Origin of the sequence: Vibrio penaeicida, assembly GCF_030689305.1 — a bacterium.
Lineage (GTDB): Bacteria > Pseudomonadota > Gammaproteobacteria > Enterobacterales > Vibrionaceae > Vibrio > Vibrio penaeicida_B.
Window position 1 is genome coordinate 129,959 of the sequence record NZ_JAUYVM010000012.1, and the last position, 12,519, is coordinate 142,477.

Annotated in this window: 11 protein-coding genes; all 11 read left to right on the forward strand. The window is 43.5% G+C overall.

The genetic code is table 11. From position 1 onward, the window contains the following. The first annotated feature begins 10 nt into the window (after positions 1-10). On the forward strand, positions 11-811 hold the full coding sequence (locus Q8W40_RS18960; RefSeq protein WP_305399396.1) for an ATP-binding cassette domain-containing protein: 801 nt from the start codon (positions 11-13) through the stop codon (positions 809-811). After that, complete coding sequence (locus Q8W40_RS18965; RefSeq protein WP_305399397.1) at positions 801-1,976, forward strand: sugar ABC transporter permease; 1,176 nt, start codon at positions 801-803, stop codon at positions 1,974-1,976. Before Q8W40_RS18960 ends, Q8W40_RS18965 begins: the two co-directional genes overlap by 11 nt. Positions 1,977-2,053: 77 nt before the next feature. Beyond that, positions 2,054-3,028 (forward strand): aldo/keto reductase, encoded by a 975-nt coding sequence (locus Q8W40_RS18970; protein ID WP_305399398.1) that lies wholly within the window; start codon positions 2,054-2,056, stop codon positions 3,026-3,028. 9 nt (positions 3,029-3,037) lie between these two features. Further along, positions 3,038-4,465, forward strand: a complete 1,428-nt coding sequence (locus tag Q8W40_RS18975) for an NAD-dependent succinate-semialdehyde dehydrogenase (RefSeq protein ID WP_305399399.1) — start codon at positions 3,038-3,040, stop codon at positions 4,463-4,465. A 12-nt stretch (positions 4,466-4,477) separates the two neighbouring features. Then, positions 4,478-5,431 carry a 2-dehydro-3-deoxygalactonokinase gene (locus Q8W40_RS18980; protein WP_305399400.1) on the forward strand — a complete coding sequence of 318 codons (954 nt, stop codon included), beginning with the start codon at positions 4,478-4,480 and terminating at the stop codon, positions 5,429-5,431. Continuing rightward, positions 5,401-6,066 carry a 2-dehydro-3-deoxy-6-phosphogalactonate aldolase gene (locus Q8W40_RS18985; RefSeq protein WP_305399402.1) on the forward strand — a complete coding sequence of 222 codons (666 nt, stop codon included), beginning with the start codon at positions 5,401-5,403 and terminating at the stop codon, positions 6,064-6,066. Before Q8W40_RS18980 ends, Q8W40_RS18985 begins: the two co-directional genes overlap by 31 nt. A 48-nt stretch (positions 6,067-6,114) precedes the next feature. Continuing rightward, positions 6,115-7,275, forward strand: a complete 1,161-nt coding sequence (locus tag Q8W40_RS18990; protein ID WP_305399403.1) for a mandelate racemase/muconate lactonizing enzyme family protein — start codon at positions 6,115-6,117, stop codon at positions 7,273-7,275. 76 nt (positions 7,276-7,351) lie between these two features. Continuing rightward, positions 7,352-7,735 carry a hypothetical protein gene (locus Q8W40_RS18995; RefSeq protein ID WP_305399405.1) on the forward strand — a complete coding sequence of 128 codons (384 nt, stop codon included), beginning with the start codon at positions 7,352-7,354 and terminating at the stop codon, positions 7,733-7,735. Positions 7,736-7,745: 10 nt separating this feature from the next. Further along, positions 7,746-9,128, forward strand: coding sequence for a class II fumarate hydratase (locus Q8W40_RS19000; protein ID WP_104403332.1), 1,383 nt, complete (start codon positions 7,746-7,748; stop codon positions 9,126-9,128). Positions 9,129-9,948: 820 nt separating this feature from the next. Then, the gene (locus tag Q8W40_RS19005; RefSeq protein WP_305399407.1) at positions 9,949-11,229 is read left to right on the forward strand and encodes a hypothetical protein; all 1,281 of its coding nucleotides are present in this window, start codon (positions 9,949-9,951) and stop codon (positions 11,227-11,229) included. Positions 11,230-11,249: 20 nt separating this feature from the next. Next, complete coding sequence (locus Q8W40_RS19010; protein WP_305399409.1) at positions 11,250-11,717, forward strand: hypothetical protein; 468 nt, start codon at positions 11,250-11,252, stop codon at positions 11,715-11,717. Positions 11,718-12,519: the final 802 nt, after the last annotated feature.

The following is a 12,519-nucleotide window of genomic DNA, read 5'->3' on the forward strand; positions in this document are numbered from 1 at the left end:
AGGAGTGCCAATGGAACAAGACTCAGTTGTCCCTCATTTGAAAGTTTCCGGAATTCGGAAATCATTTGGCAGTGTGGAAGCACTTAAAGATGTGCATTTTGAAGTTCAGCGAGGGGAAGTCATGGCACTGGTTGGCGACAACGGTGCGGGTAAATCGACATTAATGAAAACCCTTGCTGGTGCTTATATTGCCGACCACGGTGAGTTCTTTGTCGATGGCAAAAATGTCGCCGTTGATTCGCCCCAAAGTGCGAATCAACTCGGGATACAGATTGTCTATCAAGATTTGGCTTTGTGTGAAAATTTAGATGTGGCCGCAAACTTGTCACTCGGTAGCGAACCCGTTATCGATAGTGGTTGGTTAAATTGGCTACCAAGAGCGCTAAAACCATTGGATCACCTCCAAATGGAGAAAAAAGCACTTAAAGCGGTAGGTCAGCTTCAAGTAAAAACACTGAAATCGGTTAGGGCAAAAGTAGAAGTATTGTCTGGCGGGCAAAGGCAGGCAATCGCAATTGCACGTGCAGTCGGAGCAGATTCGAGTGTGGTGCTATTGGATGAACCCACTGCCGCGTTGGGCGTTGCTCAAACCAGGCAAGTGCTCGATGTAGTGAAAAGACTGCGTGAAACCAATCATGCTGTTGTGTATATCTCACATAACTTATCCGATATTTTTGAAGTGTGCGATCGAATCACGGTCATGCGCCACGGAGAGAATATTGGCGTCTACAACACTCATGAAGCCAACCCTGATGAAATAGTTGTCGCGATGACTCGCGGTCATGAAGAGGAGGTGAAGCATGTCGGCTAAACCTTCTCAAAATATGAGCCTATTTACCAAGCTCAGAAGCTCCAAATTTGGCAACTTTGTGCCCGTATTATTTGCCTTATTCGCCATTTGGACGTATTTCGGTATCACGGAACCGGCTTTCTTAAGTGCTCGAAACTTTTATTTTCTCTTCATGCAAAGTTCCGTAGTCGGCATTTTGGCTGTGGGCATCACGATACTTTTGCTATTGGGCGATATTGATTTATCGGTTGCGGCTACCGCAGGTGTTTGTGCGGCAATTTTAGCAGTATTGACGACCAATTTAGGTATACCTGCGCCGCTGGCATGCATAGCTGCTATTGGAGCGGGGGTTGTCTTAAGTATGTTTCAAGGCAGCTTGGTTGCCTATATTGGAATTCCTTCCTTTGTGGTGACACTGGCTGGTTTATTGGGCTTTCAGGGCTTGATGCTTAAAATTTTGGGCATTCATGGGGCAATAAACGTACGCGACCCATTTATCCGCGGTATTACCACAACAAGCCTTCCAGATTGGCTCGGGTGGGCGATTGTTGCATCAGGTATTCTCCTAATGATTTTGTTCGCCACTCGTGAATATCACCAGCGAGAGAAAATGGGGCTGGAGCAAGATGCTGTCTCGGGTATCGCCGGAAAAATCCTATTCTTTGCGGTGCTAGCCGGGGCTGCGGTTATGACACTCAATAGCTACAAAGGTGTTCCGCTGGTAGTGCTCATCCTGTTTGGCATCAGCTTATTATTCGCGTGGATCACAACATCCACCCCATTTGGTCGAGCATTATTTGCGGTTGGTGGCAATCCGGAATCAGCAAGACGAGTCGGCATATCGCTAAACCAAATCAAAATCGCCGCATTTGCTATTACCGGTTTAATGGCGGCACTGGCTGGAATTGTCGGGGCTTCTCGTTATGCCTCTGTATCGTTTAATGCTTTCGCAGGTGGGCCACTTTTGTTAGATGCAATAGGCGCAGCGGTTATTGGTGGTACTTCACTTTTTGGTGGTCGAGGCAGTGTGTGGAATGCCATTCTAGGTGCGCTGGTGATTGGGTCTTTAGGGAATGGACTCGACCTCTCAGGTGCCAGTGCAGCGGATAAATTAATGTTCTCCGGCGCAATTTTATTAATTGCTGTGTCGATTGATGCACTTTCAAGGAAGACAGGAAAAACCTAATTTTCTCATTCGTTTATAGGTCTTAAGAGGTGTTTGCTGCTCTTAACGATCTCAACTGTTCATAAGGAATAATGACGATGAAAACGTACTCATTACAATCCATCAATAAGCCTGTTTCGGCTATCGGGCTAGGAACAATGATTTTCCACCCTGATTCGAAGGATCGCGATTTCAGTTTGTTGGATGCATTTGTTGAATATGGCGGCACATACGTAGACACAGCGGAAGTATACGGCGCAGTTGAAGAACACGGCTATTCAGAAATGGTGATTGGGGATTGGTTAGAAGCCAACCCAGATAAACGTGAAAAAATCGTGCTTGCGACTAAGGGTTTGATAACTGGCTACTGTGCGCCTCTTCATCCGGGAGGGGCAAAAGTGAACCCAGAATCGGTTCACCGTGCCATTGATGGATCCTTAGCGAGGTTAAAAACCGATTATCTTGATATTTGGATGTTCCATCGAGATGACCTTACTCAACCCGTTGGACCGCTAGTGGATGCGCTCGATGCGGAAGTAAGAAAAGGGCGTATCCGTGCTTATGGCGCATCGAATTGGAGTACAGAAAGGATCCAAGAAGCTATTGATTATGCACGGGTCAATGGCAAAGCTGAAATGATGAGTTCAAGCCCTCATTTCTCCCTAGCAAAAGCCAACGAGCCATTTTGGCCAGATACGGTTGTGACTTCAGAAAGCGACAAACAGTGGTTTACTCGACATGACTTCCCACTCGTTGCTTGGTCTGCATTGGGGAGAGGGTTCTTTGCTAAAGGTGACGTTAACGATACCAGTGATGAAGATTTAGTACGTGTTTTCTATTCCGATGCCAATTTCGAAAGGAAAAAACGCGCGACAGAGCTGGCTTCAATTAGAGGTCTCAACATGTTTGAAATGGCATTGGCTTATGTGCTCAATCAGCCATTTCCGGTGATTGCACTTAATGGTGCAGAAACACCCGAACAAGTGAAAACCTCTTTGCACGCCGCGTCTCTGACACTGTCTCAGGCTGAAGTTGACTGGCTAGATCTGTTTTTAGACACCAAACCGTTTTAGGAGAAAAGCATGAACACTTTACCTATGTACATTGGTGGCGATCTGGTCACAACCGAATCCGTTTACGACGTTGTGAACCCAGCGACTCTAGAAGTGACAGGCTCGATAACAAAGGCTAATGCATCCGATGCGAATCGCGCACTTGAAGCGGCGGAAAAAGCCTTTGCTACATGGTCGAACACCACCATTTCAGAGCGCGTTCAGTGGATGAACAAATTGCGAGATGCGGTGATTGAAAATGAAACAGCACTTCGTGAAGCCATTCAATTAGAAATGGGGAAAAACTGGGCGGGGACGCAAGAAGATTTTGAGTCTTTAGTAAACAGCCTCGCTTTCTATGCAGAAGAAATATCAAGATTTCGCCCCGATTCTCTTCTCGATAAAGAGGGAACACACAGCCACGAATTGGTTCATGAACCTGTCGGTGTTGTAGCGGCATTTCTTGCATGGAACTTCCCACTGCTGAACTTCGCGTTCAAGATTGGTCCAGCTATGGCGTCGGGTTGTCCTATTGTCATCAAGCCTTCGTTAAAGTCACCCATGTCAGCGTATTTAGTTGGAAAGCTGTGCCACGATATTGGCCTTCCTGCTGGGGTTGTAAACGTTGTGTGTGGCGATGACGCAGAAGTCGGCGATGCGCTTTCAGCTTCGACCATTCCGTCCATGCTAACGCTGATAGGTTCGATAGCAACGGGCAGACACATTATGAAAACAGGTTCTACCTCCATTAAGCGGTATTCAATGGAATTAGGAGGGAATGCGCCTGTGCTAGTGTTTGCCGATTCCGATTTGGATCTCGCTGCCGATATTGTGTGTGCGGTAAAGTTTGGTAATTGCGGGCAAATCTGTGTCACCCCAAACCGTGTATTTGTACAAAAAAGTGTCGCGAGTGAATTTGCCTCTAAAGTCGTCGAAAGAGCGAAAGCGGTTAAGGTCGGTTACGGGCTTCAAAGTGACAATGAAATGGGTCCTCTAATTGATACGCAAGCTCTAAAAAGGGTGGATGAGCTGGTACAAGATGCCGTCATTAAAGGCGCGGCACTGTTATATGGTGGAAATAAGCCTGATTCGATACACACGGGTCACTTCTATATGCCAACCGTGTTAACCAATTTGAATAGTGAGATGCGAATGTACCAAGAAGAAATTTTTGGCCCTGTTGTCTCAATCTATGAGTTTGAAAATGAAGCGGAAGTACTGGATCATGCTAATGACACAGATGCAGGGCTCACCGCTTATGTGTTTACGCAAGATCTAGCGAAAGCCCAGCGTTGTGCAACACAGCTTAGATTTGGCGAAATCCAAATCAATGGTGTGAAATATGGTATCGACTTGCCCCATGGAGGGATCAAGCAGTCGGGTATCGGATGCGATTGCTCGCACTTAGCTCTGCACGATTACTTAGCAGTGAAAAGAATTACGCGAGCGCTGGATTAAGGACAGATCGGAATGAAAACGCACACAGCCAGTGTTATAGCGATGGATTGGGGTTCAACCATGCTGCGAGCTTACCTACTCAGTGATAAGGGCGATCTTATGGCAGAGAAAAGCTTTCCATGGGGGGTACTTCAATTACCAGAAAGTGGCGGAAAAACGCTGACTTACGAACAAGTGTTTTATGCCGCCGTCGACGACTGGTTGATGGCTTTTCCTGCCTTACATGTCTATCTGACAGGAATGGTAACAAGCAAAATAGGTTGGGTAGAAGTACCGTATGTTGAAGCGCCTTGTGCCATTGAAGACCTGCACGCTGGAGGACATTCGCTCCTCACCAAAGATTGCCAATTGGTGAATTTGATTCCTGGTGTGAGTTATCAAGGGCGTCAAATCGACCTAATGCGTGGTGAAGAAACGCAGTTACTGCCTTTCCTGAATAGCTGGGAACGAACTTACGATGGATGGATCGTTCTCCCCGGCACTCATTGCAAGTGGGTGTTGGTTCAAAACCTTCAGATTGCAGAATTTCAAACGTACATGACGGGAGAGTTGTACTCGCTCCTAAGAAAGCACTCGATACTTGCGGCTGGATACAGTGAAGAGGAACAACCGCTCGACATCGACTCGTTTCTCAAAGGCGTGAATGCAAGCTTGAATGCAGCAGGGATCATGTCCGAGTTGTTTTCTTGTCGAAGTGCCGTTTTGTTCGAAGAAGTCGAAAGCGCCCATCGGTTCTCTTATCTCTCTGGTTTGTTGATAGGTGCGGAAATCAAGGAAGCAAAAACGGCATTGGGCGGTTTGCCAGCTGAAATATCTCTGATAGGTGATGAGCACTTGTGCGACCTATACCGAATGGCGCTGAGGTTTTTCAAGTCGGAAATGAACATTAAGCAATACAGCAATACGGCTGCACAAGGGATTTGGGAGATGCATTCATGGATTCAGAACAACAAGCAACAGAGTTAACTCGGCACCTAAGTCAATGCGGCTTGGTAGCGATTTTAAGAGGCATCACCCCAACCGATATTTTGCAATACGCAAAGATATTAGTTGATGAAGGCATCTCCATTATCGAAGTGCCTTTAAATTCACCAGACGCGATTAAAAGCATCTCGATATTGGCGAGCGGTTTAGGAAATGATTGTCTTATTGGCGCTGGCACGGTGTTAACCACAACTGATATTGACGAAGTGGAGAGTGTAGGGGGTAGATTGATCGTAATGCCGCACATGGACACCGAGCTCATCGAGTACGCTGCGAACAAAAACCTTGTGGTGATTCCCGGAGTCGCGACGCCAAGTGAAGCCTTCGGTGCACTCAAGGTTGGTGCTACTGCGCTCAAATTGTTTCCCGCTGAACAAGTTTTAGCGACAGGTTTAAAGGCGTGGAAAGCCATACTACCTAAGCATGTAAAGGTGTTGCCAGTCGGTGGAATTACCCCTTCAAACATGTCGGAATATCGACAATCTGGTGCGAGTGGCTTTGGGTTAGGCAGTGCTCTCTATCGAGTAGGTATACCGCATAGTGAATTTGCAAAGAATGCTAAAGAATTTGTCGCTGAGTGGCATCGCTTGGTTCGGAAGACTGATCTTTCGAGATGATGTTTGTCGCAATTTGAGTCAGTACAACAGGGAAGTAAAGAGGTCACCATGAAAATAACAAAGGTGAAGAGTTATGTACTGCAATATGACCTAGAAGAAGAGTTGGGTTATTCGCAGCAATACTACGCCAAAAGAACGGCTCATATTATCGAGATCACAACGGACAACGGGCTAGTGGGCTACGGCGAAGCATTCGGTGGCGGTGGAGTAGCACTGGCGAATCAAACCATTGTGGAACAAGTGATTGCGCCATTGATAATAGGGATGAACCCGTTAGACAACGAAGTGATTTGGCATAAAGTGTACAACTTGCTGCGCGACCATGGACAAAAAGGCATGCCTTTGCAGTCTCTTTCGGGTGTTGATATCGCACTTTGGGACATTAAAGGCAAATTCTATGAGCAACCGTTGTATCAATTACTCGGTGGTGCATTTCGAGATGAAATTCCGGTATACGGCTACGGGATGATGTTGCAACGCGTTCCGGACTTAAAAGAAAGGTTCGAAAAAGAAAGCGCGAAGATTGCTTCAATGGGATTCAAAGCCATGAAGATGAAAATCGGTATGGGCGTGACAAAAGATGTTGAGTTAGTTGAAGCGGTGAGAAGTTCTGTCGGAAAGGACATCGAAATCATGGTGGATGCCAACCACGCTTATACCACGCGTGAAGCTTTGCCTTTAGGACGAGAACTAGAGCGGCTTGGTGTGAGTTGGTTTGAAGAACCCGTCGCGCCAGAAGACAAACAAGGCTATCGGGACTTATGTACCCATTTGGACATGTGTATTGCTGGTGGTGAAGCGGAGTTTTCGAGGTGGGGATTCCGTGATTTGATTGAGCACAAATGCGTGGATTTGTTGCAACCAGAAACCTGTGCGCTCGGTGGTATAACGGAGTATCAAAAAGTCTTGTCCATGGCTCATAGCCATTTTGTTCCTGTTGTTAACCATGTTTGGGGCTCCGCCATTGCTGTAGCAACTAATATTCACCTTCTTGCTTCGATGCCCGATTTACCTGGTGGCGCACATCCCGTTCAACCGATGTTGGAATACGACACAACCCCAAACCGATTCAGAGAAGACCTACTTGTTCATTCGCTAGATGTGTTGTCTCAGGTTAAAGATAAAGACGGCATGATCGGTTTACCCAAAGGGCATGGCTTGTGTATCGAGCCTGATATGTCGTTCATACAGCAATATTTGATTAGTTAACGACAAAAACATTGAAACATCGACTCAATTAGAATGATAATGGTTATCAATAAGATTTAGTTTAATTGAGTCGATCATGAAAGAGTCTACCTTTTTATATCAAACGTTCTATCAAGCTGAAGATCGCTTTCTGTTTCATACCGAAGAAAACGGGTTTGAGCACGAAGTGGTTTTTAGCTATATCCAAGCTACTCTTAATTTGGCTTCATGGTATGGAAAGGGGACAGACTACGCTAATCCACTATTGGAAGAACTGTTTCTTCGCAGAGTGTATTACAACCTTCTAGAAACCATCAATGACGCCACCAATTGTCGGATATTACGGCAAATCTGTTTAGATCAAATTCACGGTCCTCTTATTGCGCTAAAGCGGCATTACTGCCATTCATCAGCGGGCTACGAGCGTTTTCTTTCGCTACAAAAAGACCTGCAAAACATCCAATACACTACCGATCTATAAAGGAAATAGAATGACCACTTACCGTATCGAAAAAGACAGCATGGGCGAAGTGCAAGTGCCAGAAGCAGCATTGTATCAAGCACAAACTCAACGCGCGGTAGACAACTTTCCAATTAGTGGCATCACCATGCCAGCCAAATTCATTCAGGCTTTAGCGTTTGTGAAACAAGCAGCGGCAAAAAGCAACGCCGAGCTTAATCTGTTAGAGCAAGACGTTGCCGACGCGATTTCATCCGCTTGTCAGGAAATCATTGATGGTCAGCACTTAGAACAGTTTCCTGTAGACGTGTTCCAAACGGGTTCTGGCACCAGTTCAAACATGAATGCCAACGAGGTTATCTCGACGCTGGCTTCTCAAAAAGTAGGCAAAGACGTAAACCCAAATGATCACGTGAACATGGGGCAAAGCAGCAACGATGTTATTCCTACCGCTATTGCTGTTAGCGCTGCACTAGCCGCAGAAAAGCAACTTCTACCCGCGCTTAAGTATTTGAGTGATAAAACGGAAGAGAAAGCCGTCGCCGTTGAACATGTCGTTAAAACGGGTCGTACCCACCTAATGGATGCAATGCCAGTGACTTTGTCGCAAGAACTGCGCGGTTGGAAATTCCAAATTGACTCAGCACAGCGTGGCATTGAAGAAACATTACCTCGCGTTAAAGCATTAGCTCAGGGCGGTACAGCAGTCGGTACTGGCATCAATGCGGTTCCGGAATTTGCTGGTCTGTTTGCGAAGAATATTTCGGCAGCAACAGGCGTAGAGTTCGTTTCGAGTGAAAACTTCTTCTACAACATGTCTAGCCAAGATGCGATTGTTGGATTGTCTGGCCAGCTAAAAACAGGCGCTGTTGCCATCATGAAAATCGCGAACGATCTTCGTTGGATGAACTCTGGTCCATTAGCTGGTCTGGGTGAAATTGAACTGCAAGCCCTTCAGCCTGGGTCTTCCATCATGCCGGGTAAAGTGAACCCTGTTATTCCTGAGGCAGCTGCAATGGTAGCAGCACAAGTGATTGGTAACGATGCAACCATCACCGTGGGTGGTCAGTCTGGTAACTTCCAGTTGAACGTTATGTTGCCTGTTATCGCGTTGAATATTATCCAAAGTATCGAGCTATTGGCGAATGCATCTACTCAATTAGCCGATAAAGCAATCTCGACCTTCAATGTACGTGAGGATAACTTGCAAGTGGCGCTCGCTAAGAACCCGATTCTAGTAACAGCGCTAAACCCAGTTATCGGTTACTTGAAAGCTGCAGAAGTCGCTAAGAAAGCCTACAAAGAGCAACGCGCTATTATCGACGTGGCGGAAGAAGAAACGGATCTAACACGTGAAGAACTTCAAAAGCTGCTCGACCCAGCGAAGTTAACGAAAGGTGGTATTGCGCAGTAATTACATAAGATATTGGCAAAAAGTGGACGCTGAGGCGTCCATTTTTTTACGCCAAAGATAAGTCGAGACCCTACATTCTATACTCAGTGCCTTGAGACCATTTCGGTATATACCCAAGCATCTTAAGATAGTTAGAGTTTATTGTTTTTGAGCTGTATTTATAAGTTAAATAAAGATCCCCATAACAATAAAAGAAAGTTTTTTGTGGCAGAAATCACCTAGTATTTAATCAAATAAATAATACATAAAATAAAGAACGTATCAAAAAAAACAACCTTCCGATCAAAATTATTTCCTACAAAATTAAATTAATCCGTATTACTGTCCGAATAATTCTTCGTCTACATTTTCTCATTTTTTAGAAATTACAATTAACACCTAAAAAATACAGTAACTAAATAATCTAATAGAAAAATTTTTTATTTTTAATTCACTGTTCTTATTTTATGAACACACTGTTCCTGAAGTTTAAATTTATTAATTCCGATGAATATAAACTATAAATCACATGAGTAACTTAAATATTACAATAATATCAATGAGATAAATGTGTTGTTGAATTGGTCCTTACTGGATCCCTTCGAAATGTAGTTACCTCTAATTGCTTGATATCAAAGATTAATATCTATGTTGTGTTTTCCTATAAATATAATTTATAAAATGACGTGCAATATATAAAATGTGATCTTTCCCCTAATAATATAATTGTATATATGGTGTTAAATATTTTTTGTGTTACTTATTTTGCAGCTCTACATTTCGGCTGATTCGTCGTTAGTAGAGTTATTTTTAATCCAATAAGTACTATTTAGGAAATTTTATGATAGTTAATCAACATAACAATCCAGCTAGGCTTGGGGCATTGGCGAGTGCCATTTTGGCTTCGTTTGTATCATTCGGCGTTAATGCAAATGTAAGTACGGTCTCGGTAAGCCCTATCGTTGTCAATCCCTTTAATCAAACAGTACGGGAGATTTGTGAGTCGTACAATTCACGAATCAAAGTAGCTAATGCTCAGTTAAAACAATTAAAGGTGAGTGGTGTCGAGTCTCAAAATACATGTACGTATATTCCTTTGACCAAAGGGACTATCGGAGGAGGGCAAAACGAAGTTTCATTAGCACAGTTTAAGTACACTATTTATCCAGCGAGTGGAAATTTCTACGCTCAGATGAACGAGCAAGTTGACATAACCAATGAGTTAGAGCTGATCATGCTATCTGGAGGGAACCAAACGCAATATATAATTTACGCTGATATCGGTGCCCAATTAAGGAACCAAAGTTTTTCTTGTTTAGGTGGACCATTGCCAAGAGCATGCGATAGAGCGCCTAGATATAACAACAGCGATTTGCCTGGTACACCAGATCTTGTAGCAAGCTGGAATGCTTGGGGGGCAAATCAACTCACTAATGTGTTTAATAACGTCAAAACACAGATACAAACGGTTGACGCAAGAAATAATCCTTCGGTGCCCGGTGGGGATGCTAATTCACCCTATTGGAGTTTAGATGACTTCAGCCCTGCAACTAGCACAAGAAATAAAACACTGGATATTTATAAATCGACAACTATTTCTTTTGGTTTCGACAGTGGTACAGGGGATGGAACGTCTTTGAACCTAGGTGTTACTAATGAACGTTCGTATTCAACCAATGAAACTGTCATGACCGTGCATGGTACAGAATTAACGTCAGATACGGGTTCAAGTTCAGAATATAAACTGAACGTAGAGGCTATATGGCCGATAGCATCCTTTAATACGGGCGCTCATGAAGGGGCGAGTAACGTCGCTGATAATCGAATCGGTGTATCGGCTTGGAGGGATATTAATATTCCTGCATTTACCATGTGGCGCGAAAGAGTTAATTCAGAAAACTGTGATCCTAATGGAGGCATACGAAACCAAATATTCCGACATACATTAAGTATGGACCGTGGTCAGTATGATGCAGATTACAATAGCAATGTTTTTACGACTGTTGAAGACAGCTTCGCAACTTACTCCGCAGCACAGAACTTTTCTGTGAGGACCAAGTGTGAACAGGGTACGTCAGGAAAACTGTATCGAGTACATGAAACTGGAACGCTAAATAGATAAATTATTACAGGAAAAAAATTATGAAAATGAAATCAATATTGGCTTTAACTGTTTCAACGTTTCTTTCTGTCTCGGTATTGGCGAAGCCCGTTCATGTTTTAGTCGAGAATGTCACAAACTCGCCGCTGGATTTGATAACGGAAATGGTCAACTTGGAAGGACCTGTTGAGGCAACATCGGGTGAACGAGCACTCTATGCTTCGGAAAATCATCAGGTGGCGGTACTTGATTCAAGTATTGTTCTGCAGCAGGGTTCTTCCTTAGAAAAAGAACGTTTCAGCGGAGCGAAAGCCATCGTGATTGTTGGCTCGCCAAAAGACAATATGCAGGTATCACAAACTCTGCTTGGTTATGGTATCGAGGATGATTACATTGTTATTACGAATGTTGATGAGCCTAAAAATATGGCACTGACCTATTTTACCAAGGTAGATACAGCGAGTGATGCAGAAACAGCAAAAGCGTTAATCAAAGCCGCAATTAAGTAATATCTATATTAATTGTGACTCAATGGTAAAGCAGAAAGGGGAGAGCCTTTCTGCTTTTTTTTTGTAGAACTGCATTTTATAAGGGGAGTGGTTTTATAAGAGAGTTGACTTTAAAAGAGAATAGTTTCCATCAGCGAAAGTCCTGATAGGCACACCTTCATAGAATACAAAAAAATTTTGATACGGTTCCAATTGTCATATCACGACATAATCAAATAGCCATTCGGCTTAAACGATTCCTATATCGTACACAAGTTTTACGATTGTGGATTTTGAATCATCAACTAAAACAACCTCGCTTTATAACATACGTACAGAAGTACTCAGAACCCTACAACCAGATAGCTCTTAAGCATAAGCCCAACAACTTTCTGTTGTCTGAGTGTAAATTTTTTAAGAAAAAATAGTCCGTTAAAAAGTCTAATTTCCCGACGAAACCAGGTAGATATCATAATTAAATAGAGTGATTAAACATTCTGGATGAATATCACGATAATTTGCAATAACCCAATATTTGAAAATATTATAAAACAAAGACGGTTGTTTTTTAGAATCAATCTCACGAATAAAATAACATTTATTAATGGGTTCTACCCCCAGTTTCTTAATTCTAATAATTGATTCTCGCAGTGTTAATACTTTTGTAAACAATAAGATAGTATGTAAATGAATGCTGCATGTTTGAGACTCTTACATATGATACAAATCACTTGAACAAAATTATTTTCACGATCTTAGTTGTAAGAGAAATTACATTGTTTAGTATGAGAAACTCTTCCGTCATGGATTTCAGTGAAACTTG